The sequence below is a fragment of the Nitratireductor sp. CH_MIT9313-5 genome (assembly GCF_037029545.1).
In the GTDB taxonomy this organism is placed as follows: domain Bacteria; phylum Pseudomonadota; class Alphaproteobacteria; order Rhizobiales; family Rhizobiaceae; genus Chelativorans.
In genome coordinates, this window is record NZ_JAYMER010000022.1 from 230,463 (window position 1) to 255,691 (window position 25,229).

Here is a 25,229-nt window from a genome sequence, read left to right on the forward strand (position 1 = left end):
TTGAGGATGAGCACTGGCGAAGCCGCCGACAGCGGCAGTTTGTGGCGCGAGCCGCGGGTCCTGGCCTTGCTTTTGGCAGCAAGCCTTACAGTCATGGCCAACGCAACCATTTCCCCCGCATTGCCGGGGCTTCAGCGCATGTTTGGAGATAATTCCAATGCAGCGCTTCTGACCCGGCTCCTGGTACCGGCACCTTCCATCGTAGTGATCTTCGCGGCACCCTTGGCTGGCCTGTGGGCGGACCGTTACGGCAAGCGCCCGCTGCTTCTGGCAGGCATTGTCATCTTCATCCTGACCGGCTCGGCCGGCCTGTATCTGCCGAGCCTTGAAGCCGTCTTCGCAAGCAGGCTGGCCCTTGGTATCGGCGTTGCCTTTATCATGTCCGCGCAGATCGCGCTCGTTGGAGACTACTTCAAGGGTGCGCGGCGCTCCGCCATGGTGGGCATGGAGATTTCCGCACGCAATGTCGGCGCTTTCCTCTTTATCGTCACGGCCGGGCTGATTGCCGACTTCAATGCCCGGCTGCCATTTGCCATCTACCTGCTTCCGATCCTCTTCCTTCCGGTGGTGGCGAAAGCGATCGTGGAGCCTACGCGCGAGAGCCTCGCAGATGTCACACCGGGTCTCGCGCCCGAAAAGGGACATCCCGCCTGGCCGCTGCTCTTCGCCCTGCTGTTCCTGGCACAGATGATGGTGAACATGACCTTCTTCATCATGCCGACCCAACTCCCGTTCTATCTGGACCATATCGGATATGACGCGGCGCGCATGACAGGCCTTGGCCTCGGCGTCATGTCGCTCGCGGGTGCTGCCTCCGCGCTTCAGTTTCGCAGGCTTCACCCGTCGCTGGGCTTCTTCGGTGTCTGCGTGGTGAGCTTCGGCATGTTTGCTGCAGGCTTTGCCCTGCTGCCACGGGCGCAAAGCATCGTGATGCTTCCGATCGCCGCCATTCTCATAGGTGCAGGCTATGCGCTCACAATGCCGAATTTCGTCAGCATGGCGCTTGGCCTTGTGCCCGCGGCCCGTCGTGGTTTTGCAGGCGGTGCGCTGGCTGCGGCAATCTTTCTTGGCCAGTTCATCTCCCCATTCGCCTCGCAAGCCATGATCGAGGCCTGCGGCTTCGGCTGGACCTACACACTGATCGCCGCGATTATCGCGGTCTGCACCGGGCTGATGCTGCTTGTCGCAATTGCCGAGCGGGTGATGAAATCGCGCCGCAGGCTGGCTCAGCCCTGACCTTCAAGCCGCGCCCTGATCGCCTGCAAGTCTTTCCAGGCAAGCTTCTTGTGCGCGGGATTGCGCAACAGATAGGCCGGATGCAGCGAAGGCATGGTGGCGATTTCCTTGCCGCCGGGTGTGTGATGCTGAGCCCATTTGCCACGCAACCGCGTGATGGTGGAACTGGTACGCAGCAGAAGCTTGGTGGAAGGATTGCCTAGCGTCACCAGAACCTTCGGCGAAACGAGCTCGATATGCCGCTCGATGAAGGGGCGGCATATTTCCGTTTCAAGCGGCGAGGGGTCGCGATTGCCCGGCGGGCGCCAAGGAATGACATTGGAGATATAGGCGCTTGTCCGGTCACGGCCGATGGCGGCCAGCATCCGATCAAGCAACTTTCCCGAGCGTCCGACAAAGGGCAGTCCCTGCAGATCCTCGTCGCGGCCCGGTGCTTCCCCCACGAGCATGAGGTCGGCTTCCGGATTGCCGTCGGCAAAGACCATGCTCTTGGCTGTCAGGCGCAGATTGCAGCCGTCAAAGCCTTCCATGATTTCGCGCAGTTCCTGCAAGGTGGTGGCCTTCGCCGCCAGTTCGCGCGCACGCGCTGCCTGCCCTTCGTCTGGAATGGCGGCTCTTGCCGTGGCGCGCGCTGCCATTGGCGAAGGGGCGGGCGGAGCAGGCCTTGGCGCAGAACCACCACTTGCCGCCGGAGCACTCCCGGAAGTCGGCTGAGACGCACGTCGCGCTTCCGCCGCCGCCTTCGCGGCCTGTGCTTCCGCAAACCTGTCCGGCGCCTCCTCCACAAGCGCATCATCCACGCCGGCATCGGCATAGAAGGCAAGCAGCTCGTGCAGGCCGAAGCTTTCTGGAGAGGGTGCGGAATTCATGATGCCAATGTCGGATTTGTACGGCTCAAAAGCAAGGGAATATGAAGATCCAGCCCAAGCTGCGCACAGGAGCGAGACCCAAGGCCGGAACCGCATTGGCGCCAGCAGCCGACCAGCCGCCTGCTAGAAACGGTCACTGAAATGAGGGAAGGCGTTCAAGGCGAGGCTGGCTGCTTGCGCCGCATCGGGTTCCTCGCGCGGCGATGCCGCCGCACTTTTTCATTCAGGCACAACGCCGTGCCGACCGAGTGAACGCCGCACCAGATTCGATCACGGACCGGCGGTACGAAAGCATCCTCTTGCCTTACCTTTACGTAAAAGTATAAATTCTGTTGGAGCAAATCGGCAAAACTGTTCTGCATATGCGCTTCATGCTTTAAGGGCAGAAGCGTGAGTGTTACAGCCAAGCCAAACGGGACGACAACCGGGAGCGAGCCAGATGAGTGAAGTCGAACGCGAGAGCATGGAATTTGACGTGGTCATTGTCGGTGCAGGACCGGCAGGGCTTGCCGCTTCCATCAGGCTCAAGCAGCTCAATCCCGATCTTTCCGTCGTCGTCCTGGAAAAGGGCGGGGAAGTTGGCGCGCATATCCTTTCCGGTGCTGTTGTCGATCCGGTCGGCATCGACCGCCTTCTGCCCGACTGGCGCGAGGATGAAGGCCATCCCTTCAAGACGCCGGTGACGGACGACCAGTTCCTCCTGCTTGGACCTGCAGGCAAGCTGCGTCTTCCAAATTTCATGATGCCGCCCTTGATGAACAATCACGGTAACTACATCGTCTCGCTTGGCAATGTGTGCCGCTGGCTGGCCGAAAAGGCCGAGGCGCTGGGTGTGGAGATCTATCCCGGCTTCGCTGCCGCCGACGTGCTCTACAATGAAGAGGGTGCAGTCATCGGCGTCGTCACCGGTGATATGGGCGTGGAGCGCGATGGCAGCCACGGTCCGGCCTATGCGCCGGGCATGGCGCTCATGGGCAAATATGTGCTGATCGGCGAGGGCGCGCGCGGCTCGCTCGCCAAGCAGCTCATCGCAAAATTCGGTCTGGACGAGGGGCGCGAGCCTCCGAAATTCGGCATCGGGCTGAAAGAACTCTGGGAAGTGAAGCCGGAGAACCACAAGCCGGGCCTTGTCCAGCACTCCTTCGGCTGGCCGCTTGACATGAATACCGGCGGTGGCTCCTTCCTCTATCATCTGGAAGACAACAAGGTTGCGGTCGGTTTCGTCCTGCACCTCAACTACAAGAACCCCTATCTCTCGCCCTTCGAGGAGTTCCAGCGCTTCAAGACGCATCCGGCGATCCGCGAGACCTTCGAGGGCGGCAAGCGCATTTCCTATGGCGCGCGCGCAATCACCGAGGGCGGCTTCCAGTCGGTGCCGAAAATGTCTTTCCCCGGTGGCATTCTGATGGGTTGTTCCGCAGGGCTCGTGAATGTTCCGCGCATCAAGGGTTCGCACAATGCGGTCCTGTCGGGAATGCTGGCAGCCGAGCATGTGGCGCAAGCCATTGCCGAAGGTCGCGTCAACGCCGACCTCACCGCATTCGAGGATGCTTGGCGTGCCTCGGACATCGGCAAGGATCTGAAGCGCGTGCGCAACGTCAAGCCGCTCTGGTCGCGCTTCGGCACAATGCTTGGCATCGGCCTTGGCGGTCTGGACATGTGGACCAACCAGCTTTTCGGCTTCTCCTTCTTCGGCACGATGAAGCATGGCAAGAGCGATGCGCAGTCGCTTGAACCTGCCGCCAAGCATAAGCCGATCGACTACCCCAAGCCCGATGGCGTTCTCACCTTCGACCGCCTGTCCTCGGTGTTCCTGTCCAACACCAATCACGAGGAAGAGCAGCCCGTGCATCTTCAAGTGAAGGACATGGACCTGCAGAAGCGCTCCGAATTCATGGAGTTCGCCGGACCTTCGACGCGCTACTGCCCGGCCGGTGTCTATGAATGGGTGGATGCCGACGGCAATTCGCTGGCCGGCGGACCGGGTGCGGCTGAAAAGGGCGGTGAAGCCGACCGCCAGGCGGACGCGCGCTTTGTCATCAACGCGCAGAACTGCGTCCACTGCAAGACCTGCGACATTAAGGATCCGAACGGCAACATCAACTGGGTACCGCCGCAGGGCGGCGAAGGCCCGGTCTATTCGGACATGTGATCAGCGTGAGCGAAGACGACATACAGGACTTCGATCAGGACGCGCTGGAAGAAGCCTATAACCGCGCGCTCGCCCTGGAAAAGGCGGGCGACTTCGACGCGGCTGCAGAGGCGTATCGGCAATGCCTTGAGATCGACCCCGCCGATCATGGCGGGGCGGCGGTGCGGCTTGCCAGCATGGGCAGAGGAGAAACCCCGCCCAAGGCGCCCGATGCCTATGTGGCAACGCTCTTCGATCAGCATGCGGAAGCCTTCGAGGCGATCCTTGTCGGCCAGCTTGGCTATAACGTGCCAAATCTGGTGCGTGCGGCCCTGGAAGAGCAGGGACTTGGGCCTTTCGAACGCATGTTGGATCTCGGCTGCGGCACGGGCCTGTCCGGCGAGGTGCTGCGCGACAGGGTCGAGCACATTACCGGCATGGACCTGTCCGAACGCATGGTCGAGATCACCCATGAAAAGGGCTTCTATGATGCGCTTTATGTGGGGGAGGCGGTCGACTTCGTGCAGCATGCCGATGTCGAACCCTTCGATCTCGTGACCGCCACCGATGTGCTGCCCTATATGGGCCATTTGGAAGACTTCTTCGAAGGCTTGAGCGAGCTTTCCAATCCGGGAGCGATTCTCGCCTTTTCAAGCGAAACGCTCCCCGAAGGCGAATTCGCCGGCAAGGATTTCCGTGTCGGCGCGCATCAACGCTTCGCACATGCGGATCGCTACGTGAAGCGCCTGCTTGAAGCGAATGGTTTCGACCTGATCGACCTGCAACCGATCACGGTGCGCATGGAACAGGGCAGGCCCGTCCCGGGACATCTGGTCATTGCGCGTAAGATTTCGGATCAGACCTGATCCGCGGCTTCAGTTCCCACCTGCCTGGGCCAGCACCGCTTCACCGGACTTTTGCTGGGGTGTCAGCGAAAACTCCACCAGAACCGGCAAGTGGTCGGACCCCGCATCGCCGAGACGCGTGATCTCGTGAATCTCCACATTGCCCTTCGCCAGCACATGGTCGATGGGGAGGCCGGCAATGCGCCGCAGCGTGTCGGGAAGGGGGCGTGCGAGCCAGGTAGGTCCCACCATCTCCGTCAGCGAAAGATCTCCCGCGTTGCTCACCCTTCGCACCGTCTCGCTCCAGGGTGCGGCGTTGAAGTCGCCGGAAAGAATGGCGGTTTTGCCGAGATTTTCGAGCGTCGGCCGCGCACGTTCCACCTGTTCGTGCTGGCCGAACGGCCAGGGCCAGCCCAGATGAAGGGCAGCAACCGTCACCGTTCGATCGCCAAGCATCACGCTGGCGGTCGCGAGCGAACCTCTCTCATGACATTGCGCAGTGGCTGGATGCATGAATGGTCGGCGCGAAAGGATCGCCACACCGCCCACCCGTGCACGAGCCTGGCAGATGACCTGATGGGGATAGGCTCCCTTGATGAAGCCAAGCTCCTCCTGCCATTCGCTCGATACCTCGTTCAGCGTGACCACATCCGCATTGGAGCGCCCGATCAGCGAGAGAACGGCCTTCGGCGTCTTGTTGTCGAAGCGCAAATTCATTTGCAGCAAGCGATAACGCGCGCCAATTCCCTCGCTCTCCGCCGCTGTTGCTTCACTGGCGGGCGAGAGCGTACTCAAGGTTGCGGTCACCGAAGCAACAGCGAGCGCCATCGCCATCAATCCGATCATCCGCCAACCTCGCAGGAAAACCACCGGCAGCGCCAGTACCGCAATCAGCACGGCCAGATGAATGCGGAAATGGGACAGAGCGTCAAATGCGGGATGAAGCGCGCCCCAGAACCCCATGACCAGCGGCACGGTGGCAAGCACCGCTGCCAAGCCACTGGTAATGCAAAATCCGCGCAGATGCTTCGCCCGAAGCGCTCCGATTGCCATCACTCAACCCTCTGCAAACCCAGTGCTGCCGCCCTACTGGAAAGCCGTTTCCGAGAAGCTGCGAAGCTTGCGCGAATGCAGCCGTTCCGGCGGCATTTCCGCCAGTTTCTCGACTGCGCGAATACCGATCTTCAGATGCTGGGAAACCTGGCGCTTGTAGAAATCGGTCGCCATGCCCGGCAGCTTCAGCTCGCCGTGCAGCGGCTTGTCCGAGACGCAAAGCAGCGTGCCATAGGGCACGCGGAATCGAAAACCGTTGGCCGCGATGGTCGCAGATTCCATGTCGAGTGCGATTGCGCGCGACTGCGATAGCCGTTGCACCGGTCCGCGCTGTTCGCGCAGTTCCCAGTTTCGGTTGTCGATCGTCGCCACCGTGCCGGTACGCATGATGCGTTTTAATTCATAGCCAGACAGACCGGTAATCTCGGCGACCGCTTCCTGAAGCGCGACCTGCACCTCGGCAAGTGCCGGAAGCGGCACCCAGACGGGCAGATCGTCATCAAGCACATGGTCCTCGCGCACATAGGCATGGGCCAGTACATAGTCACCCAGCGCCTGCGTGTGGCGCAGGCCCGCGCAGTGGCCAAGCATCAGCCACGCATGTGGGCGCAGTACCGCGATGTGATCGGTAATCGTCTTGGCGTTGGACGGGCCGACGCCGATATTCACCATGGTGATCCCGCAATGATCCTTGCGGGTCAGGTGATAGGCCGGCATCTGCGGAAGACGGGCGGGGCCCGACGCATGCGGGGTCTTGTCTCCGGCAAGCGTGACCACATTTCCCGGCTCGACGAAGCTGTCATAGCCCTCGCCACCCTTCTCCATCATCTCGCGCGCATAGGCACAGAATTCGTCGATATAGAACTGGTAGTTCGTAAACAGGACGAAATTCTGGAAATGCTCCGGCGAGGTCGCCGTGTAGTGCGCCAGCCGGTGCAGCGAATAGTCGATGCGCTGGGCGGTAAAGGGCGCCAGCGGCAGCGGCTCGCCCGGACCCGGCTCATAGGTGCCGTTGACGATGTGGTCGTCCGTCGCGTTCAGATCCGGAACATCGAAATGATCGCGCAAGGGCCGCTTCAGCCGGTCGGCAATGGCCGCCTCGACATAGGTATCCTTCAGAAACGCGAAATGCAGCGGTATGGGCGTGTCGGATTCGCCCACGACGATGGGCACGCCATGATTGCGGATGACCAGATTGAGTTGGTCCACCAGATAGGTGTCGAACAGTTCGGGCTGCGTGATCGTGGTGGTGTAGGTGCCGGGAGAGGGCACATGGCCGTAGGCCAGTCGCGTGTCGATCTGCGCGAAGGAGGAAGTCGAGATGCTGATCTCGGGATAATAGGCCCGATATCGGCTGTCGCTCTCGCCGGTCTCGCCCAATGCCGCAAAAGCATCGCGCAAAAAGCCGGTATTGCGCGAATAGATCGCCTTCAGCGCATCCACGGCCTCACGGGCATCGTTGAAACTCTGCCGCGCCACTGCAGGCGGGCTCGAAACCTTGTCAATCGCTTGGTGATAGATTCGCTTGTCCATGGCCCATTATAGGCACAGCGCGTGACGGTTTCGAGGCGTGGTGGTGGAAGAAGAAGCGGCGGCGAACATGTTGTCCACCGCCAGATCGCTCACTCAGCCGCGCTGCAGGCTGACCAGAAGCACGAAGCCGATGCCGCCGCCCTTTTCCTCGATGCTTTCGAGAATGGAGCCATTGTCGGCGCGCACCTGGTTTACGGCAATGAGCGGAAGCGCCAGGAGCATCCCCAGCACGAGAACGCGGGGCAGGTAGCTCAGAGACGTCTTGATGTTGCTATACAGATTGCTCATTTACCCTAAACCCTGCGTCTGGCTGCAGTCCTTAGCGGATGCAGCTCGTCCTCTCTATGCAGGAAACATCGGATGCAACGTCTGTTCCTCGGGTCCGGGTCAGGTCCGCAACGGCAACCGCCCCGAACATTCCCAGGATCGAAACGATGAGACATATCATCGTGAAACCACGCGTCAGCATGTGTGTTTCCCTCGTCTTGGCCCTTAAAATAGTGTGGCCTGACTGAACGGATGCTGAGGTGCCCGTTCATCTGTCGTTCAAAAAGGTTGATACGCAAAGGTTTAATGTAAACAGGGTGTATATATCGCAGGCACGCAATTGTGTCGAGATCGGGGTTGGCGTGTAACGGCTGCAGCACCTATATGTCGCACCCAACCAGGAGAAACTCATGACAAGTCAATCCAAACCGATCGAACTCTATTACTGGCCCACGCCCAATGGCTGGAAGATTTCCATCATGCTGGAAGAGCTCGGCGTTCCCTACGAGATCCGCTATGTGAATATCGGCGCAGGCGAGCAGTTCGAGCCTGACTTTCTGAAGATTTCTCCCAACAATCGCATGCCCGCCATCATTGACCCGGAAGGTCCTGATGGTGAACCAATCTCCGTGTTTGAATCAGGCGCGATCCTGCAATATCTCGGCCGCAAATTCGGCAAGCTCTATCCAAGCGACGAGCGCGCCCGCGTCGAGGTTGACCAGTGGTTGTTCTGGCAGATGGGAGGTCTTGGTCCGATGGCCGGCCAAGCCCATCACTTCCGCCAATATGCGCCGGAGAAGATTGAGTACGGCATCAATCGCTATACGAACGAAGTCAACCGGCTCTACGGCGTGATGAACAAGCGCCTCGCCGACCGCGACTTCCTCGCGGGTGAATACTCAATCGCCGACATCGCGTGCATAGGCTGGGTAAAGCCGTACAAGAACCAGGGGCAGGACCTTGAAGACTTCCCCAATCTCAAGCGCTGGTTCGAGACCATGATGGCACGACCCGCAGTCGCCAAGGGTATCGAGATTGGCCAGGAGCATCGCAAGAACATTGCCGATGACAAGGAAGCGCAGAAGGTCCTGTTCAACCAACGCGCAAGCTAGAGATTATTCAGATAAACAACAATAAAGGGCAGGGGCCACGTGGCACCTGCCCTTGTCTGTTTCCAAGCCTTTAAGCCTACATGCGCTTCCAGGTCTGGTTGCGGCAGATGATGCCGCCGAGCACGCAGCCGCCGAGTTTCAGCGAGCTGCCGGTCAGCGTGGCTTTGCCCTTGTAGGTCTTGTCGCTGTCGGGATCAGTGATCTGCCCGGCATATTTGCCGCCGCCGCTGGCGCTCATCTTGCCGATCTGCTTGCCGGAATGCTTGCCGCTTTTCAGCGTGATGCAATAGGAACCGCCGCAGGAAGCAATCTGTGCGGTGCTGCCGGACTGCGTACGCCAGTTGCCCTCGATCGGGTCTGCCATCGCACTGCCTGCAGCCATGGCAACCAGAGCCGTGGCGATCATGAATTTGCGGATCATTCTTGTCCTCCCTGATCCAAACGATTACGCGCACGTAAGCGTAATGCAATTTCCGCGGCAGCGAAAGCCGTCTTGTGAGGCCTTGGAAAGCGCCATCCAAAACGGCAATTCTCAACATCGTCCGGGAAGCGACACTGAATGGTGGTTAGCGAAATCTTGAAATCGCCAAGGTCAATTTTAGCTGAATTTTCGTCGAATGCCGCAGAACTCCGTCACTTTGATGTTTAACGGAATCTGACCTTTAACTGGCTGTTTGGACTTTGTTTTCCGCCGGTTAAGCAAGCCATTTAACGCGCATTTCAGCGCTCTCTGGCATTCTCAAAACCATCGCGACACCGTTCATCGGGACAAAAAGAACGGGCCGCTCTCAGGGGTTTTGAAAGAGGATCAGACAGATGGCACGCTTTCACATGCATGAACCGGATACGGGCTCGATCGGCGCAGGCGCACAGGTGGATGTGCTGCTTCAGCTCGGCCTGATGTATGCCACCGGCCGCGACTGCGAGGTTGATCTCGTTGCCGCACACAAATGGTTCAACATCGCGGCCATCAAGGGCTCCGAACGTGCGGCAGAGATGCGGGCGGAGATGGCTTTGGCCATGTCCAAGGCGGAACTCGCCCGTGCGCTTCGCGAAGCCCGCGAATGGATGACGATGCACTGATTGGCAAAGGTCGGATGAGCCGACCGGCTTCCGCGGACCATGCGCGGAAGCGAACATAAAGAATTCACCAGTAGCGCTGGGGGCGCCGGCCGGAACTGTCCGTCACGTGGGGGCGGCAACGGAACAGTTTTGGCTGAAGAACGCCGCAGATCCCGTTATTGAAGGGGTATCTGCGGCGTTTTCCTATTCCTCGTGGAAGCGCACAAGCAGGGTGCCGTCGCTGACCTGCGCGCCTTCGTCAACGATTTCCGCAATCTCGCCGTCACGCGGTGCGTTCATCGTGTGCTCCATCTTCATGGCTTCGAGTATGAGGATGGGCTGTCCGGCAGACACCTTGTCGCCGGCCTTCGCCTTGACCATCTTGACGAGGCCGGGCATCGGCGCACGCAGAACATCTGCACCGGCAGCCGCATCGGCAGCAGCCTCAAGTGGATCGATAGCCTGGAAGGTGAAACTCTCCGCACCGGCAAACAACGTGATATGCCCCGGCCAGCGAGCGGCCCTGACGGGCTCGTCCGTGCGCAAGGTCGCGATATCGTCACCGCCATCGCCGGATACGGCGATCGAATATCGACCGTTGCCCTGTGCCTGCAGGCGGTAGTTCAGCACCTCGTCGCCCAGTGCCAGCTTTCCGCGGCGGCTGACAGGCTGGAAATGCGCATAGCCGGCAAGCGCATCGAAAGGATCATCCGTCTGCTGCGCCTGCCCGGCACCGGATGCCAGAAGGGCAGCACGCGCAACCAGACGCGCGTCGGGGCGGTGATGGCGGGTGAGAGCTTCCGCATCGCGCGCAATAAGGCCCGTATCCACGTCACCGGCCTTGAAGGCTTCATTGTCCGCCAGGCGCCAGAGGAAGGACGTGTTGACGATGGAGCCTGCGATTTCGGTCTTGCCGAGCGCATCCCTTAACGCCTTCAGCGCATGAGCACGATCCTCACCCCAGGTGACGAGCTTGGCGATCATCGGATCGTAATAGGGGGAGATCGTGTCTCCCTCACGCACACCGGTCTCCACTCGTCCCTCGGCATCACCGAATTCCTGCGGAAAGCGCAGATGGTGCAGCGTACCGATGGCCGGCAGGAAGTCACGCGAGGGATCCTCGGCATAAATGCGTGCCTCGAAACTGTGGCCGCGTAGATGGATCTCTTCCTGTGTCAGCGGCAGGGCTTCACCCGCCGCCACACGCAATTGCCATTCCACCAGATCAATACCCGTGACCATCTCGGTAACCGGGTGTTCAACCTGCAGACGCGTGTTCATTTCCATGAACCAGAAACGGTCGGGGCGCAGCCCTTCCGATGCGTCGACGATGAACTCGATCGTGCCCGCGCCGCGATAGTGGATGGCCTTGGCAGCCTTGACCGCAGCCTCCGTCATGGCCGCGCGCATGGCGTCGCTCATGCCGGGAGCGGGCGCTTCCTCGATCACCTTCTGGTGGCGCCGCTGGGCTGAACAGTCACGCTCGAACAGATGCACCACATTGCCGTGGGAATCGCCAAAGACCTGTACCTCGATATGGCGCGGCTTCTCGATCAGCTTTTCCACGAGAACGGCCTCGTCACCGAAAGCCGCCTTCGCCTCGCGCTTGGCAGCGGCCAGCGCTTCGGCAAACTGGTCGGGATCGTCCACCCGGCGCATGCCCTTTCCGCCACCACCGGCACGCGCCTTGATGAGTACGGGGTAGCCGATCTCGTTGGCCTTGGTTGCCAATGCCACCAGCGCCTGCGTGTCGCCGTGATAGCCCGGCACGACCGGCACGCCGGCCTTTTCCATCAGGCGCTTGGCAGCATCCTTGAGCCCCATGGCGCGGATGGATTTCGCCGACGGGCCAATGAAAATCAGCCCCGCGGCCTCCACCGCCTCCACGAATTCGGGGTTTTCGGAGAGGAAGCCGTAGCCCGGATGGATGGCCTCCGCTCCCGTTTTCCTTGCCGCCTCGATGATGCGGTCAACGCGCAAATAGCTGTCGCCCACCGGCGCCTCGCCAATGCGCACGGCTTCATCGGCCATGGCGACATGAAGTGCATTGCGGTCCGCATCCGAATAGACGGCAACACAGGCAATGCCCATCTTCTGTGCCGTGCGCATGACGCGGCAGGCAATTTCACCGCGATTAGCAATCAATATCTTCTTGAACATCTTCCCTCCCATGCGCGTCTCTTGCGCAAGGTTGAACTACATGCGGAACACGCCGAACTTGGTGTCCTCGATCGGGGCGTTGAGCGAAGCCGAAAGCGAAAGCGCCAGCACCTCGCGCGTCTTTGCCGGGTCGATGATCCCGTCATCCCACAGCCTTGCGGAAGAGTAGAGAGGGTGACCCTCGCGCTCATACTTTTCAAGAATCGGCTTCTTGAATTCGGCCTCTTCCTCCGCCGACCATGTGCCGCCCCTGCGCTCGATGCCCTCACGCTTGACGATGGAAAGAACGGTCGCCGCCTGTTCGCCGCCCATGACAGAGATGCGTGCATTCGGCCACATCCACAGGAAGCGTGGCGAATAGGCGCGCCCGCACATGCCGTAATTGCCGGCGCCAAACGAGCCGCCGATGATCACCGTGAATTTCGGCACGCTGGCCGTGGCGACAGCCGTCACCAGTTTCGCGCCGTCACGTGCAATGCCGCCCGCCTCATATTTGCGGCCCACCATGAAGCCGGTGATGTTCTGCAGGAAGACAAGCGGGATCTTGCGCTGGCAGCAAAGCTCGATGAAATGCGCGCCTTTCAGCGCGCTTTCTGAGAACAACACGCCATTATTGGCAATGATGCCCACTGGCATTCCGTGGATATGCGCAAAGCCCGTGACCAACGTCGTGCCATAATTGGCCTTGAACTCGTCCAGCTCCGAGCCGTCGACAATGCGGGCAATCACCTCACGCACATCATAAGGCTGGCGCGTGTCGGTAGGGATGATGCCGTAAAGCTCATGCGGATCATATGCCGGCAGAATCGGTTTGCGAAGGTTCAGTTGCAAAACCTTCTTCCGATTCAGGTTTTTGACGATGCGCCGGACGATTGCGAGCGCATGCTCGTCATCAAGCGCATAGTGGTCGGCGACGCCCGATTCACGCGTATGCACCTCCGCGCCGCCCAGCTCTTCTGCTGTCACCACCTCGCCGGTGGCTGCCTTCACGAGGGGAGGGCCGCCCAGAAAGATGGTGGCATTGCCCTTCACCATCACCGTCTCGTCGCTCATGGCCGGCACATAGGCACCACCTGCGGTACACGAGCCCATCACACAGGCGATCTGCGGGATGCCCTTCGCCGACATGTTCGCCTGGTTGAAGAAGATGCGGCCGAAATGGTCGCGATCGGGGAAGACCTCGTCCTGATTTGGAAGGTTGGCTCCGCCCGAATCCACCAGATAAATGCAGGGCAGATTGTTCTCGAGCGCGATCTCCTGAGCCCTCAGATGCTTCTTCACCGTAAGCGGATAATAGGTGCCGCCCTTCACGGTCGCATCATTGACGACGACCATCACTTCCGTGCCTTCGACACGGCCCACACCGGCAATGAGCCCGGCAGAGGCGATGTCGCCGCCATACATGTCGAAGGCCGCAAACTGGCCTATTTCGAGGAAGGGGGAACCCGGATCGAGAAGCTGCGCCAGCCTCTCGCGCGGCAGAAGCTTGCCGCGCTTTTCGTGTCGTGCGCGGGCTTCTTCCGAGCCACCGAGCGCAATTCGCTCGGCTTTTTCCTTCATGTCGCGCACCAGCGCTTGCATGGCGGCGGCATTGTCGTGCCATTTCTGATCGCCGGTGGAGATCGAGCTTTGCAGTCGTGCCATTGTCACCCCGTCAGTTTGCGCATCAGCCATTCCGCAGGCCCGCGGCGTGAGATGCGGGACCATGCCTTGGCATAGAAGATGGCCGATATTGCGAAGAGGAGGGCGGCGGCCACAGCCGTTTCACCCTCCTGTCCTCCCAGAAGGCCCATAGCTTCGATGATCGTCAGGCCGATGAAGATATGGGCAATGTAAAGCGTCAGCGTCTGGCGTCCGGGCCGCGCAAATATTTCCAGAGCGCCAAGCCGCTGTAGATATGGGGCGACGAGCAGCGCAGCACCGATGACCATGCAAGCAGCGCCAAGACCGGCCAGCATGTAGAGCGGCAGTGGCGGCACCGGAGTGGTATCAAAAAGTATTGAGACGCCCTCTGCCATCTGGTCACCCCAGTTGGAGAGATAGACCGATAGGCTCTCCGCGGCGACAAGAGCGCCGGTGCCTGCGAGAAACAGGCGAAGCTGGAAAGCCGGCTCGGAAAGTGGCCTGCGCGCCAGAAGCATGCCGAAGAGGAAAAAGCCCGCCCAGGGAATAACAGGATGCCATCCGTTGAAGAGCAGGTTTCGCACGAAACCCGCGGGTTCCCAGAAATCGAGATAGAGGAAGTTCTCCCAGTCCCAGCCCTGATCAAAGTCGAGGGTGAGGGCAAGCGCCAGGAAGCCCGCGACAAGTGCGCCTATGGCAAGCTTCAGCCAGATATCGGACAGTCCCACAAAGGCAAGACCCACAAGGAAGTAGAACGCGTAAAAGTGCAGGATGTCAGCGTCGAAGATCAGCGAGTTCGCCAGCCCGACGACAAGCAGGAACAGAGCGCGCTTCGTCGTGAGGGCAGTGAGGTTTTTGCCGGGCGTCACATGCGAAAGCAGACCATAGCCAATACCGGCCAGCACCACGAAGCTTGCCGCTGCGCGGCCGGAAATGGAACCGATGATCCATGCGGCCCAGCTGTCGGCCATTTCCTCGTCGCTCATGACCATGAAGAAGTTCACGAGCACCATGCCCGTAAAGGCGACAAAGCGGGCAAGATCCAGCCCCTCCAGCCGCGGTGAAGTCGTGTTGGGGGTAGGGGTAGCAACGCCCATTTGAAGTCCAGCCAAAATGGCCTCGGCGGATGCCGAAGCACGGTGATGCGGCGCAGTGTTCATGCGCCGCCCCATCCGTCAATCGCCATTTTGTGGAGGCTGCAAAACTTCAATCAGCTCTCCCATTCGTGTCCGGAATTGCCGTAGACGGGAACGCCGCCTGCATCCTTCAACATCTTCGCCGTGTGCATCAGGTTGAAGGTCATGAAGGTGAGGTTCTTCGCGGTGAAGGTGGAATCGTAGCCGGCATGTTTGCCGTCCTCGCCCTTGTCACCATAGGAAGGGCCGGGGCCTGCCTCGCCAATCCAGCCGCAATCGGCCTGGGGCGGGATCATGAAACCGATATGCTGAAGCGCGTAGGTGACGGTCATGCCGATATGCTTGATGCCGTCCTCATTGCCGGTGACGATCGCGCCGCCGGTCTTGCCATAATAGATATACTGACCGGCCTCATTGGTTTGGCCGGATTGCGAATAGAGCCGCTCAATGATGAGGCGGCAGATCGAGCTTTCCTCACCAAGCCAGATCGGCGTGCCAAGAACAAGAATGTCTGCGTCCCGGATCTTCGGCCAGAATATCTCCGGCCAATCATCGCGCTCCGCACCTTTCGCGCGCATGTCCGGTGACATGCCAAAGGCGATGTTGAAATCGGCTGCACGCAGATATTCGACCTCCACGCCACAGCCTTCCATGATCGCGATGGAATCCTTCATCAGGTCTTCCGTATGCGACTTTGCGTGACTGGTCGGCTTCAGCGTCGTGTTGATGAACACCGCCTTCAGCCCCGAAAAATCGGGACTGTTCGCAATCAGCTTCTCCTGCACGGCGTTGAGTGGCATGGGTCGTCTCCTGTTGATGCGTTGCAGCGCCAACGCATCACCTGGGCTATCGTTCGCTTACGCCCCGCCCACGATCTCGCGACCGATCAGCCAACGACGAATTTCGCTCGTGCCCGCGCCGATCTCGTATAGCTTGGTGTCGCGCAGCAGGCGGCCGGTCGGATATTCGTTCACATAGCCATTGCCGCCGAGCAACTGGATGGCATCCAGCGCCGTCTGGGTGGCCTTTTCCGCGGCATAGAGAATGCAGCCCGCCGCGTCCTTGCGGGTGGTCTCGCCGCGGTCGCAGGCGGAAGCCACGGCATAGACATAGGCCCGGCAGGCATTGAGGCGGGTATACATGTCCGCAAGCTTGCCCTGCACAAGCTGGAAGGCCCCGATCGGCTCGCCGAACTGCTTTCGCTCGCTGACATAGGGTACGGCTACATCCATGGCTGCCGCCATTATGCCCAACGGTGCGCCCGCCAGAACAACGCGCTCATAATCCAGTCCGGACATGAGCACCTTCACGCCGTGACCTTCCTCGCCAAGCACGTTTTCGAATGGAACTTCCACATCCTCGAAGACCAGTTCGCCCGTATTGGAGCCGCGCATGCCAAGCTTGTCGAGTTTCTGGGCAACCGAGAAACCCTTCATTTCACGTTCGATGATGAAGGCTGTGATGCCGCGCGGGCCTGCTTCCGGATCGGTCTTGGCATAGACAACAAGCGTGTTGGCGTCCGGCCCGTTGGTGATCCACATCTTCGAGCCGTTGAGAACATAGCGGTCATTGCGCTTTTCCGCCTTCAGCTTCATCGACACGACGTCGGAGCCTGCGCCCGTTTCCGACATTGCAAGTGCGCCGACATGCTCGCCCGAGCAGAGCTTCGGCAGATACTTCTGCTTTTGCTCTTCGCTGCCCCAACGGCGGATCTGATTGACGCAGAGATTGGAATGCGCGCCATAGGAAAGGCCAACGGAAGCGGATGCGCGGGATATCTCCTCCATCGCCACCGCATGGGCCACGTAACCCATTGCCGAGCCGCCATATTCCTCTTCGACGGTCACGCCCAGAAGCCCCAGCGCCCCCATCTCCTGCCAGAGATGCTCGGGAAACTCGTTGCTCTCATCGATTTCCGCTGCCAGCGGCGCGATCTTCTCCTGTGCAAAGCGGCGCGCCATCTCGCGCAGCGCTTCAACTTCCTCGCTGAGCCCGAAACGCATGGTCTGGTCAAACATGACTGTCCTCCGCATGTGCTGCGCCAACGAGGCGCAGGGTCATTCTGTGGTAATTCTGTGCAACTTCATCGACGGAAAAGCGCTCGCCTGGCCGGAACCAGACGATCACGCCGGTGATCATCTGGATGATGGCCATGCCGGTCAGCGTCACATCATCAATGCGAAAGAGGCCCTGTTGCGCACCATCCCTGAGGATCTGACGCAGTTCCTTTTCGTAATTCGTGCGCATGCGCATGATCTCGGTCAGACGCTCCGGCGAAAGGCTGCGCAGCTCCATATTGCTGACATGGGTGGCGTGCCGCCGCTCGATATGAAAGCGGATATGGTTGTCCACGAAGGCGCTGAGACGTGCAGACACGTCGCTTTCAGGCCGTGCAGCTTCCCATGAAGCCTGCAATGCCTCCATGTGGTCCTTCATCAATGTGAAGAGCAGCGTTTCCTTCGTGGGGAAGTAGCGGTAAAGCGCTGCCGCTTGCACACCTACCTTTGCCGAAAGCTGGCGCATGGACATGGCGTCGAATCCGTGGCGCGCGATCAGTTCCAGCGCCGCAGAGCGAAGCAGCGCCTCTGTCTTTTCGCCATCCGAACCTGCCGTGCGCGCCATATTTCCTCCCTCTCTCGAGAATTAATAGAACGTACGTTTAATTAATGCAAGATTTGCTGTTCCACCCATCCACATCATGGTCGAGATCCACTGAAACATCTTGGCCGATGCTGCGTTGAGGAGTTGGGGCGCCAAGCCTCAGCCACTTCCGAGATCGATGGAGGTTCAGGTCATGGCAGGATTGACGCGAGAAGGTATCGAGCGCGTTCTGGGGCCCGTGGACAATCTGTTTGCGGCAGAAATCGCTTCTACCGGCGCTGACGAGAACGAGTTGCGCGAGGCTCAAGCTTGGGTGCTGAGCGACGATGCCATGGTGAACGACTTCCGCCCCATGCCGAAGGGCCGCGTGGCGGAGCTGGTGGAAATCCTGCACAGCCAATCAGGCCCGGCCACCGACGATGACGTGATGTGATCGTCGGGGCGGTGGTTGTTGCCTAGCGTGCGCGTGCGGCAGCGCTCAGCGCGTCGCCCAGAGCGTCGGCGAAGATATCTAGCTCCTGCGCCTTGCCCACGCTGACGCGAATGCAGCGGTCGAGCCCGGGTGCCATGGGCTTGCGCACGAAAACGTCCCGCTCGCCCAGTTCTTTCAGCACATTCATGGCGAAGGTGCCGTCGCGGCCGCAGTCGACGGTGACGAAATTCGTGGCGGATCGTATGGCGGAAAGGTCGTGGTCTTCGGCAATGCGGTAAAGCTGCTGCCGACCGATCTCCACCTGCGCCTGCACCCAGGTCAGGTGATCCTCATCATCAATCGCCGCTTCGGCGGCAGCCTGCGCCATGCGGGTCATGCCGAAATGGTTTCGCACCTTTTCGAAATTAGCGATTGTCTGTGCCTCGCCGATGGCATAGCCGCAGCGCAGCCCCGCCAGACCGTAAACCTTTGAGAAGGTGCGCATGCGCAGGACATTGGGCCGGCTCACATCGACCTCGGGGAGGGTGCCTTCCGGTGCAGTCTCGCCATAGGCTTCATCGAGAATGAGCAGGGTTTCTGGCGGCAGCGCCTCGATGAACCGTGTAATCTCATCGGCGTCCCACCAGGTGCCCATCGGATTGTCCGGATTGGCCAGATAGACCAGCGGCGCCTTTTCGCGCCTTACCGCATCAAGTAGCCCGTCCAGGCTCTCCCTGTCCTTTTCATAGGGTACCGTGACAAGCCGCCCACCAAAGCCAGAGACATGATAGTTGAAGGTCGGATATGCCCCGAGCGAGGTGACCACTGGCGCGTCCTTCCCGACATATTGGCGCACCACCAGCCCCAGGAGCCCGTCGATCCCTTCGCCGATCACGATATTCTCGATGCCGATCCCAAGCTTTTCGGCAAGCTTGGTACGCAGCACGAAATTCTGGGCGTCACCATATTTCCACATGTCGCCAGCCGCCCGCGTCATGGCGGCTATCGTTCTGGGCGAGGGGCCAAAGCTGCTTTCATTTGCGCCCAGCCGTGCCTTGAATGGCCGACCGCGCTCGCGCTCCTGTGTTTCCGGACCGACAAAAGGCACGGTGGCAGGCAGGGAGCGCACCAGGGCGGTGGGCAGCGGGCGAGTTGTCATGGATCGTCCTGTGGGCTTGTGATCGGAGCTTCGATGTCACTTCTAGACGCTGCGCGCGATCTGTCCAAGCACCGACAGATCATCGGCGATCACTGCATCATCATTGGGCTCGGGATGGGATGACGTACGGGCAATAACTGTACGCGTTTGCGGATCACACCACAGATACTGACCGTGAATGCCCACGCAGCAGAAGCAGTCATTCTCGTCACGCACATTGTACCAGCAGGAGCGGTAGTCGCCGTCTGGCAGCATCTCGACGAAATTGCCTTCAAGCCAGGCCTGCCGGTCGCCCTTCTCACGCATGTCGCTGATCCAGTCGGATGGCAGCACCTGATGGCCGTTCGGCGCCTTGCCCCCATCCATCACGGTCTGCCCCAGAAGCGCCAGATCCCGCGCCGTCACGCACATGCCGCCCGCTGTTCGCGCGGTACCAGCCCGATCGACCGTCACGAATGACGCGTCGCGCGCGCCCATTGGCAGCCAAAGCCGCTCGCGCATGAAATGATGCAGGCGCTGGCCAACGGCGCGCTCTATGACCAGACCCAGCATGTCCGTATTGGGTGAAGCATAGAAAAAGCGCATGCCATGCTCGTCGCCATCACGTTCCAGACAGCCGAGCAGTTCCTCCATGGTTTCCGGCACGGTGTCCTCGCGTTCCGGATTCCACAGCATCGCGCGCCGGTAGCGGTCGAACACGCCTCCGAGATCGAGATAATCCTCCTCGAATTTCAGATCGACCGTCATGTCGAGCAGGTCGCGCACGCGTGCCTCTTCATAGGCGCTGCCGGGTTTGACCGGCACATAAGTGCTGGCAAGCGCTTCCGGGTCCAGAAGGCCATCCGCAACGGCAATGCCCGCCAGCATGCCGGTCACCGATTTGGACACCGAGAAAATGAGATGCGGATTGCGCGGATCGACATGATCGGCATGCCACTCATGAATGACATTGCCCTCCCGCATGATGACAAGGCTGTCCGCATGTGCCTTGGCGAGAAAGTCGGTGAGCGGAAAAGTGCTGCCATCTGCCAGCTTCACATCCAGCGGGGGAAGGGCAGGGGCATATTCATAGTCGCGCTGCAAGGCAGAGGTGATGCGCGCGGAAGGCACCATTTCATCGGTGTGCTGGAAGCTCCAGCGGGAAAAAGGAGCCATCCGCCAATTGCCAAGCGTGGTGGCCTTGCGTGCCTGCCAATCAGATTCCGGGTTGCCCGTCGCGTCGCGCATCATGTTCTCCTCGTGGGTAGGACATGGATAGCGGGAAGACGCGGCGCTGCCAAAATGCAATCGCCAGGCGCATGATGGTCCAGCCGGGGCAGGCGCCGAACTCAGCGCCCGCCGAATTTCAGTTCCAGAACGTCAACGCAAGGGTCAAGATCGCTGGTCGCCAGATGCGCATAGCGCATGGTCATCTGCAGCGTCTGGTGGCCGAGCCACATCTGCACGCGCCGCATGTCGATGCCTCCCTGGACGAGGCGCGAAGCGCAGGTATGGCGCAGAACATGCGGCACAACCTGCGTGTCGTCCCCAAGCCCCACCTCGGCCTTGGCCTCGTTCCACATGGCGCGAAATTGTGCGGCGCGGATCATGGCGAAGGGACCGGAATGACCATTGCGCTCGATCTTCACCACATCCTGCGCGCGTTGGGTCAGCGGCACCGTGCGGCTGCGCGCCGATTTGGTGATCCAGAAACTCGCGCGCCCGCCCAGTACATCGTTCCAGGTAAGACCCAGCGCTTCGCCGAGGCGGCAACCCGTGTCGACAAGGAAAACGGAAAGACGCCAGGCGTCCTCGCTTTTCGCGCGAACGGCCTCGAACAGGCGCTTTTCTTCCTCTATTTCCAGAAACCGGATGCGTCCGGCCCGTTCCTTCTGGCGCCGGAATTCCGGCAGGCTGTGAATATCGCCCATCTTGTAGGCCTTCCGCAGGAGCTTGCTCAGCGCCGCCATCTTTCGATTGATGGTGGCATTGGAGTTTCCGCGGGCACGCAGCTTGCCGACAAGATCGTCGAGAACATCCTGGTCGAAGGTCGAAAAACGTCGACCCAGCAGGAGTTCGTCCAACTCGCCGATGAAGAAGGTCACATTATATTTGTGACGACCTTCTTCCCAGAGCGTGTCGCCATAGCGGGCAAACAGCTCCTTGAGAGAATATTCGTCGACCAGCCGCAAATTGGAATTGCTGAAGGTCACCGAATAGGGCGCGACATTCTCGGCCCAGTCTCCCCCGGCCTCTATCGCATGGGTGTCCAAAGACATGGGTGTCTGCTCCGTTCAACTGAAGTGAGATGCGCGTTCAAGCCCAGCTTCACAGTTGTCGATAATGAGCAGCCTTCAGAGGCATAGCCGATCGCTGATGATCCGCAGCCTCTCTCACCATGCACGTCGCCCCGGTTCGCGTCTGATGATAGTTCATTGGTAATAGCCCCTCCACAGCGGCTTCCCCCTGTTGAACCTTGCGGGCGAAGCCGGATGTTCCCTTTAGAAAACACCCTGTCGTTTTCCACCACGAGCCACGCACGCAAGAGCTATGCCCCTGCGATACCGCGTATCAGAGGTTGAAAATTGATGCAATGCCCGGTTGCATTGCGCTCCGGGCATTGCTGTTGATAAGCGCGACTTAGAAGTTGCGCTGGAAGCGGACGAAGCCCTTCAGATAGCCTTCATCAACACTGTCGCCGTCGAAGTAGTTGACGGCAATCTTGGTGTTGAAGTCCTTCACGATGGCATAGTCGAGAACCGCACCAACGGCATAGTCGTCGGCACCGGTCAGGTGGTTGCTCATGAAGTACTGGCCACCAAGTCCGAAGGATGCGCGCTGCGAGAAGTCATACTTCGCATATGCGCCCGCGGAGTACTCATAGCCGCCGCTGCTGCCGTCGTGGCTGACGGAGTAGAAGTTGTCGCCGGACTCATAGGTACCCATGAGTTCGAGGGAAATCGCATCCATGGCGCGCATGGTGGCGATTGCCTTGACACCAAACTCCTCTGCAGTGGCGTCATATGCGCCCCACAGATTCAGCGTTCCCCATCCCTGGGCAAGTCCGACATTGGCAACGACATTCGGCGTGTAGTCGTAGTCATAGTCGTTCTCTTCAAGCGCAAGCGATGCATACATGCCATTGGCCGCATCATAGGTGTAGCGCATGAAGTGAACGAGATCGCCACCACCGGAATCGAACTCACCGGAGAGGCCTGCATCATAAAGCGTGTCGGACAGACCCATGGAAAGGCCGCCAAGCGAGATGATTGCCTGCTGGAGATAGACGCCGCGGAATACCGATGCGACGGCGCTGTCGATCGGGTCGTAAGCCGGATCGTCCAGATTGATGCCCTGATAACCGGAATAGGCATCACCACGAACCTCGATGAAGCCGCCGAGCGTGCCATATTCCGTCTCGGTGCGTGCATCCAGCGTGATGGAGCCGCGTGCCAGCTTCTTCCAGCCGTCATCATTGTCGGCCCAGTCGATTTGGTAACGGACATAGCCGCCGATCTTCAGGCAGGTCTCGGTGCCGGGGATATAGAAGAAGCCCGCGCCATAGACGTCGCAAACGCGAACATATTCCATGGGTTCAGCAACAGGCTCTGGATAAATCACCACCGGCGCATCGGCAGCCTGAGCGCCGGACACGGCGACAACTGCAACAGCGGAGCCGAGGAGAAGGCTCTTAAACTTCATTTTCTGACCTCCAGTCTGAATTATTCGCCTTAGGACCATTCAAGACCGGATTGTTCAGAGAAAATGCAGTAGGAACAGATGGTTATCCGATATGAATATCCAGCGCACTCGTCGCGTCGTACAAGGCCGCGCAGCAATCGAGTGTGAAAAAGGAGGATCAGGTGCCTGGAAGCAGCGTGGCGGAGAGGAAGGGATTCCCATATCTGCGCCCAAAGAGCCTAAAAAACAAGGACTTAGCAACCATTAAAACTCGTCTTGTGTACCACCCTTGTGACCCGGAAACAACGGCAAAATAATATGGTCGGTTGCGAAAAACGGTTTCGCTCATTCAGGAGCAGGCTGCGACTACACTTTGCCTTCTTCGAACGCTCGGTGATGTAAAGCTCTTAGCTGTATGCATCACCTGATCGCCGACGGCGAATTTCTGCACGCTCCAACATGTAGCGTTCAGCGGCTTCCGTGTGTTCACGCATGATGGTCGCGGCACGTTCGCCATCTCCCGCCTTGATCGCTCTCAGCAGGGCAATCTGATAGTGCAGTCCGGCTTCCCTCAGTGCAGGGTTGGGCTCCTTGTAGATGGCCCGGCAGGCGGTCATGTCTCGGAGGAGGCTGACCAGGAATATGCATGTGAAACCGAGCAGCGTATTCTCCGCATTGCGTGCCAACGCGATATGGAAATCCAGTTCCGCGAGGCGCTGTCCGTATTCGGCCTCTGCGGTCTTTGGCTCCTCCTCATAGAGCCTGATCTTGTCCTGCAAGGTCGCAAAGGCTTCTGGCGACAACCTTCCCGCAACGTTGGCTGCCAGTTGAGGCTCAAGGACCTTGCGCATCGCGTAGATGTCAGGGATCGATGGCGGGTGGAACAGGAACAGATTGTCGACCATCTTGATCGCCTGCTCGGTGTCGACGCCGGCAACGAACACGCCTCCGCCCGGTCCCGTCTTGCTGGTGGTCAGGCCCTGAAATTCAAGGATCTTCAGCGCCTCCCGCAATGTCCCGCGCGAGGCATTGTGGGTTTCCGGCAACAGCCAAGCCTGTGGGATGCGGTCGCCAGGCACAAGACTGTTATCGATGATCTGCTCCCGAATCCGATCAGCGATGATGTCTGGCCTCTTGCGCCTTTTCGGTTCCATAGAAAGCTGGGAGACACCGGATGCGGGTGATGGTCTCGCTGTTTCAGGCATCCTTGTCTTCTTCCACGGGGTGGTAGCAGGCTGCCTGATGCTCAGGGTGGCCTGCCGCCGCACTGAGCGGCGGTTGTATATTCGTGCAGATATCGGTTCCGCGAGGGCAACGCGCGAAAAACGCGCAACCCGGTGGAGGGTCATATGGATCCGGTAGTTCTGTATTTGCATCCTCGGGAACGAGCGAGCGCTTTCCGGGGACCAGAGCAGATTTCAACAGAAGATGCGTATATGGATGGCGTGGTGCGGCGAAGATGCGCTGCGCGGTGCCCAGTTCGGCCAGACGACCGAAATACAACACAGCCACCCGGTCACTAACACTTTCGATTACCGAAAGGTCGTGGCTGATAAACACATAGGTAAGACCGTATCTCTGCTTCAGATCATCAAGAATGTTGAGCACTTGCGCCTGCACGGATACATCGAGTGCGGATACCGGCTCATCGAGCACAATCACTTCCGGATCGGCGGCAAGCGCACGAGCAATGCCGATACGCTGTGCCTGACCGCCAGAAAACTCATGCGGAAAGCGGTCGAGAAATTCGGGTGCGAGATTAACGGCGTTCATCAATTCCTTCAGGCGCTCTTCCCGGGGCTCTCTTTCGAGACCGAGAAGATGCCGCAATGGCGTCTCAAGAATGGTACGGACGGTCTTACGTGGATTGAGTGAAGCCACCGGATCCTGGAAGACATATTGCACCCGTCGAGCGAGCTTCCGCGGATCGCGCTTCGCCTCGGCGATTAGGTCGATGCCGTCAAAGGTGATCGATCCGCCAGTTGGCATGTCGAGGCCGACGATCAGCCGCGCCAGTGTCGATTTCCCGCAGCCGGACTCCCCTACAATGCCTAGCGTCTCACCTTTGCGTACATTGAGCGAGATGCCCTGTACCGCATGAACAGCCGGCAGTTGTCTGCCGAACAGCGTATGCCCGCCGCCAAACACCCGCTCCGCATTATCGATTTCCAGTAGTGCCGGTTCGGTCATGATCTTGTATCCGGGTTCAAGGGATAAAGGCACCGCACGCCGTGCCCGCCGCCGAGCGGAGAGAGCGGGATCGTTCCAGTGCGGCAATCGGATCTCACGCGGGGGCAACGTGCGGCGAAGGCGCAGCCGTCGGGCAAATTGTTGACCACCGGCGGGCGCCCTTCGATGGCGTCGAGGCGC

24 protein-coding genes are annotated in these 25,229 nt (G+C 59.8%); 6 read left to right on the forward strand and 18 right to left on the reverse strand.

What is annotated here, in order from left to right:
• Positions 1 to 6: 6 nt before the first annotated feature.
• Positions 7 to 1,236: an MFS transporter gene (locus WA367_RS16515; protein ID WP_336057869.1), complete on the forward strand. Its 1,230-nt coding sequence runs from the start codon at positions 7 to 9 to the stop codon at positions 1,234 to 1,236.
• Here WA367_RS16515 and WA367_RS16520 read toward each other — a convergent pair.
• Positions 1,227 to 2,105, reverse strand: coding sequence for a uracil-DNA glycosylase (locus WA367_RS16520; protein ID WP_336057870.1), 879 nt, complete (start codon positions 2,103 to 2,105; stop codon positions 1,227 to 1,229). The two genes, WA367_RS16515 and WA367_RS16520, sit on opposite strands and share 10 nt — an antisense overlap.
• 439 nt (positions 2,106 to 2,544) lie before the next feature.
• Between WA367_RS16520 and WA367_RS16525 the strand changes: the two genes are divergently transcribed.
• Together WA367_RS16525 and WA367_RS16530 are read left to right on the forward strand one after the other, a co-directional pair.
• Positions 2,545 to 4,257, forward strand: a complete 1,713-nt coding sequence (locus tag WA367_RS16525) for an electron transfer flavoprotein-ubiquinone oxidoreductase (RefSeq protein ID WP_336057871.1) — start codon at positions 2,545 to 2,547, stop codon at positions 4,255 to 4,257.
• Between the two features lie 5 nt (positions 4,258 to 4,262).
• Complete coding sequence (locus WA367_RS16530; protein ID WP_336057872.1) at positions 4,263 to 5,102, forward strand: methyltransferase domain-containing protein; 840 nt, start codon at positions 4,263 to 4,265, stop codon at positions 5,100 to 5,102.
• A gap of 9 nt (positions 5,103 to 5,111) precedes the next feature.
• On the opposite strand, the gene WA367_RS16535 is transcribed toward WA367_RS16530, so the two are convergent.
• From WA367_RS16535 to WA367_RS16545, 3 genes are all read right to left on the reverse strand, one after another.
• The gene (locus WA367_RS16535) at positions 5,112 to 6,134 is read right to left on the reverse strand and encodes an endonuclease/exonuclease/phosphatase family protein (RefSeq protein WP_336057903.1); all 1,023 of its coding nucleotides are present in this window, start codon (positions 6,132 to 6,134) and stop codon (positions 5,112 to 5,114) included.
• Positions 6,135 to 6,167: 33 nt separating this feature from the next.
• The gene (locus WA367_RS16540; RefSeq protein ID WP_336057873.1) at positions 6,168 to 7,667 is read right to left on the reverse strand and encodes an AMP nucleosidase; all 1,500 of its coding nucleotides are present in this window, start codon (positions 7,665 to 7,667) and stop codon (positions 6,168 to 6,170) included.
• A gap of 93 nt (positions 7,668 to 7,760) precedes the next feature.
• Positions 7,761 to 7,955 (reverse strand): hypothetical protein, encoded by a 195-nt coding sequence (locus WA367_RS16545; RefSeq protein ID WP_336057874.1) that lies wholly within the window; start codon positions 7,953 to 7,955, stop codon positions 7,761 to 7,763.
• Positions 7,956 to 8,344: 389 nt separating this feature from the next.
• On the opposite strand from WA367_RS16545, the gene WA367_RS16550 reads away from it, so the two are divergent.
• The gene (locus tag WA367_RS16550; protein ID WP_336057875.1) at positions 8,345 to 9,046 is read left to right on the forward strand and encodes a glutathione S-transferase family protein; all 702 of its coding nucleotides are present in this window, start codon (positions 8,345 to 8,347) and stop codon (positions 9,044 to 9,046) included.
• Positions 9,047 to 9,122: 76 nt separating this feature from the next.
• On the opposite strand, the gene WA367_RS16555 is transcribed toward WA367_RS16550, so the two are convergent.
• The gene (locus WA367_RS16555; RefSeq protein ID WP_336057876.1) at positions 9,123 to 9,467 is read right to left on the reverse strand and encodes a DUF2147 domain-containing protein; all 345 of its coding nucleotides are present in this window, start codon (positions 9,465 to 9,467) and stop codon (positions 9,123 to 9,125) included.
• A gap of 395 nt (positions 9,468 to 9,862) precedes the next feature.
• Here WA367_RS16555 and WA367_RS16560 point away from each other — a divergent pair, with 395 nt between their 5' ends.
• Positions 9,863 to 10,129, forward strand: a complete 267-nt coding sequence (locus tag WA367_RS16560) for a sel1 repeat family protein (protein ID WP_336057877.1) — start codon at positions 9,863 to 9,865, stop codon at positions 10,127 to 10,129.
• Positions 10,130 to 10,312: 183 nt separating this feature from the next.
• Here WA367_RS16560 and WA367_RS16565 read toward each other — a convergent pair whose 3' ends face one another.
• Genes WA367_RS16565 through WA367_RS16590 form a run of 6 tightly spaced genes read right to left on the reverse strand, consistent with a single transcriptional unit; the run spans position 10,313 to position 17,649 of the window.
• Entirely contained in the window at positions 10,313 to 12,268 is a 1,956-nt protein-coding gene (locus WA367_RS16565; protein WP_336057878.1) for an acetyl/propionyl/methylcrotonyl-CoA carboxylase subunit alpha, read from the reverse strand.
• A 36-nt stretch (positions 12,269 to 12,304) separates the two neighbouring features.
• Complete coding sequence (locus WA367_RS16570; RefSeq protein ID WP_336057879.1) at positions 12,305 to 13,912, reverse strand: carboxyl transferase domain-containing protein; 1,608 nt, start codon at positions 13,910 to 13,912, stop codon at positions 12,305 to 12,307.
• Between the two features lie 2 nt (positions 13,913 to 13,914).
• Positions 13,915 to 15,051: a DUF418 domain-containing protein gene (locus tag WA367_RS16575; protein WP_336057880.1), complete on the reverse strand. Its 1,137-nt coding sequence runs from the start codon at positions 15,049 to 15,051 to the stop codon at positions 13,915 to 13,917.
• A 50-nt stretch (positions 15,052 to 15,101) separates the two neighbouring features.
• Positions 15,102 to 15,827 carry a flavodoxin family protein gene (locus WA367_RS16580; RefSeq protein WP_336057881.1) on the reverse strand — a complete coding sequence of 242 codons (726 nt, stop codon included), beginning with the start codon at positions 15,825 to 15,827 and terminating at the stop codon, positions 15,102 to 15,104.
• A gap of 57 nt (positions 15,828 to 15,884) precedes the next feature.
• Positions 15,885 to 17,045: an isovaleryl-CoA dehydrogenase gene (locus WA367_RS16585; RefSeq protein WP_336057882.1), complete on the reverse strand. Its 1,161-nt coding sequence runs from the start codon at positions 17,043 to 17,045 to the stop codon at positions 15,885 to 15,887.
• The gene (locus WA367_RS16590) at positions 17,038 to 17,649 is read right to left on the reverse strand and encodes a TetR/AcrR family transcriptional regulator (protein ID WP_036481621.1); all 612 of its coding nucleotides are present in this window, start codon (positions 17,647 to 17,649) and stop codon (positions 17,038 to 17,040) included. Before WA367_RS16590 ends, WA367_RS16585 begins: the two co-directional genes overlap by 8 nt.
• Before the next feature lie 172 nt (positions 17,650 to 17,821).
• On the opposite strand from WA367_RS16590, the gene WA367_RS16595 reads away from it, so the two are divergent.
• A complete protein-coding gene (locus WA367_RS16595; protein WP_336057883.1) occupies positions 17,822 to 18,061 on the forward strand; it encodes a hypothetical protein in 240 nt (79 codons plus the stop codon).
• Between the two features lie 22 nt (positions 18,062 to 18,083).
• Here WA367_RS16595 and WA367_RS16600 read toward each other — a convergent pair whose 3' ends face one another.
• From WA367_RS16600 to WA367_RS16630, 7 genes are all read right to left on the reverse strand, one after another.
• Positions 18,084 to 19,199, reverse strand: coding sequence for a pyridoxal phosphate-dependent aminotransferase (locus tag WA367_RS16600; RefSeq protein ID WP_336057884.1), 1,116 nt, complete (start codon positions 19,197 to 19,199; stop codon positions 18,084 to 18,086).
• A gap of 42 nt (positions 19,200 to 19,241) precedes the next feature.
• The gene (locus WA367_RS16605) at positions 19,242 to 20,426 is read right to left on the reverse strand and encodes a serine hydrolase domain-containing protein (protein WP_336057885.1); all 1,185 of its coding nucleotides are present in this window, start codon (positions 20,424 to 20,426) and stop codon (positions 19,242 to 19,244) included.
• A 101-nt stretch (positions 20,427 to 20,527) separates the two neighbouring features.
• Positions 20,528 to 21,457, reverse strand: coding sequence for a tyrosine-type recombinase/integrase (locus WA367_RS16610; protein WP_336057886.1), 930 nt, complete (start codon positions 21,455 to 21,457; stop codon positions 20,528 to 20,530).
• 361 nt (positions 21,458 to 21,818) lie between these two features.
• Entirely contained in the window at positions 21,819 to 22,880 is a 1,062-nt protein-coding gene (locus WA367_RS16615) for a porin (protein WP_336057887.1), read from the reverse strand.
• A 386-nt stretch (positions 22,881 to 23,266) separates the two neighbouring features.
• On the reverse strand, positions 23,267 to 24,064 hold the full coding sequence (locus WA367_RS16620) for a FadR/GntR family transcriptional regulator (RefSeq protein ID WP_336057888.1): 798 nt from the start codon (positions 24,062 to 24,064) through the stop codon (positions 23,267 to 23,269).
• A complete protein-coding gene (locus tag WA367_RS16625) occupies positions 24,057 to 25,049 on the reverse strand; it encodes an ABC transporter ATP-binding protein (protein WP_336057889.1) in 993 nt (330 codons plus the stop codon). The genes WA367_RS16620 and WA367_RS16625 overlap by 8 nt, the downstream gene beginning before the upstream one ends.
• The coding region (locus WA367_RS16630; protein WP_336057890.1) for an oligopeptide/dipeptide ABC transporter ATP-binding protein at positions 25,046 to 25,229 on the reverse strand (184 nt) is incomplete at its 5' end. The genes WA367_RS16625 and WA367_RS16630, both read right to left, overlap by 4 nt.

What these genes read in the sequence shown, in the direction of transcription:
- WA367_RS16515 (WP_336057869.1), top strand. Translation starts at nt 7, where the DNA reads ATGAGCACTGGCGAAGCCGCCGACAGCGGCAGTTTGTGGCGCGAGCCG.
- WA367_RS16520 (WP_336057870.1), bottom strand. Translation starts at nt 2,105, where the DNA reads ATGAATTCCGCACCCTCTCCAGAAAGCTTCGGCCTGCACGAGCTGCTT.
- WA367_RS16525 (WP_336057871.1), top strand. Translation starts at nt 2,545, where the DNA reads ATGAGTGAAGTCGAACGCGAGAGCATGGAATTTGACGTGGTCATTGTC.
- WA367_RS16535 (WP_336057903.1), bottom strand. Translation starts at nt 6,134, where the DNA reads ATGGCAATCGGAGCGCTTCGGGCGAAGCATCTGCGCGGATTTTGCATT.
- WA367_RS16540 (WP_336057873.1), bottom strand. Translation starts at nt 7,667, where the DNA reads ATGGACAAGCGAATCTATCACCAAGCGATTGACAAGGTTTCGAGCCCG.
- WA367_RS16545 (WP_336057874.1), bottom strand. Translation starts at nt 7,955, where the DNA reads ATGAGCAATCTGTATAGCAACATCAAGACGTCTCTGAGCTACCTGCCC.
- WA367_RS16550 (WP_336057875.1), top strand. Translation starts at nt 8,345, where the DNA reads ATGACAAGTCAATCCAAACCGATCGAACTCTATTACTGGCCCACGCCC.
- WA367_RS16555 (WP_336057876.1), bottom strand. Translation starts at nt 9,467, where the DNA reads ATGATCCGCAAATTCATGATCGCCACGGCTCTGGTTGCCATGGCTGCA.
- WA367_RS16560 (WP_336057877.1), top strand. Translation starts at nt 9,863, where the DNA reads ATGGCACGCTTTCACATGCATGAACCGGATACGGGCTCGATCGGCGCA.
- WA367_RS16565 (WP_336057878.1), bottom strand. Translation starts at nt 12,268, where the DNA reads ATGTTCAAGAAGATATTGATTGCTAATCGCGGTGAAATTGCCTGCCGC.
- WA367_RS16570 (WP_336057879.1), bottom strand. Translation starts at nt 13,912, where the DNA reads ATGGCACGACTGCAAAGCTCGATCTCCACCGGCGATCAGAAATGGCAC.
- WA367_RS16575 (WP_336057880.1), bottom strand. Translation starts at nt 15,051, where the DNA reads ATGAACACTGCGCCGCATCACCGTGCTTCGGCATCCGCCGAGGCCATT.
- WA367_RS16580 (WP_336057881.1), bottom strand. Translation starts at nt 15,827, where the DNA reads ATGCCACTCAACGCCGTGCAGGAGAAGCTGATTGCGAACAGTCCCGAT.
- WA367_RS16585 (WP_336057882.1), bottom strand. Translation starts at nt 17,045, where the DNA reads ATGTTTGACCAGACCATGCGTTTCGGGCTCAGCGAGGAAGTTGAAGCG.
- WA367_RS16590 (WP_036481621.1), bottom strand. Translation starts at nt 17,649, where the DNA reads ATGGCGCGCACGGCAGGTTCGGATGGCGAAAAGACAGAGGCGCTGCTT.
- WA367_RS16595 (WP_336057883.1), top strand. Translation starts at nt 17,822, where the DNA reads ATGGCAGGATTGACGCGAGAAGGTATCGAGCGCGTTCTGGGGCCCGTG.
- WA367_RS16600 (WP_336057884.1), bottom strand. Translation starts at nt 19,199, where the DNA reads ATGACAACTCGCCCGCTGCCCACCGCCCTGGTGCGCTCCCTGCCTGCC.
- WA367_RS16605 (WP_336057885.1), bottom strand. Translation starts at nt 20,426, where the DNA reads ATGCGCGACGCGACGGGCAACCCGGAATCTGATTGGCAGGCACGCAAG.
- WA367_RS16610 (WP_336057886.1), bottom strand. Translation starts at nt 21,457, where the DNA reads ATGTCTTTGGACACCCATGCGATAGAGGCCGGGGGAGACTGGGCCGAG.
- WA367_RS16615 (WP_336057887.1), bottom strand. Translation starts at nt 22,880, where the DNA reads ATGAAGTTTAAGAGCCTTCTCCTCGGCTCCGCTGTTGCAGTTGTCGCC.
- WA367_RS16620 (WP_336057888.1), bottom strand. Translation starts at nt 24,064, where the DNA reads ATGCCTGAAACAGCGAGACCATCACCCGCATCCGGTGTCTCCCAGCTT.
- WA367_RS16625 (WP_336057889.1), bottom strand. Translation starts at nt 25,049, where the DNA reads ATGACCGAACCGGCACTACTGGAAATCGATAATGCGGAGCGGGTGTTT.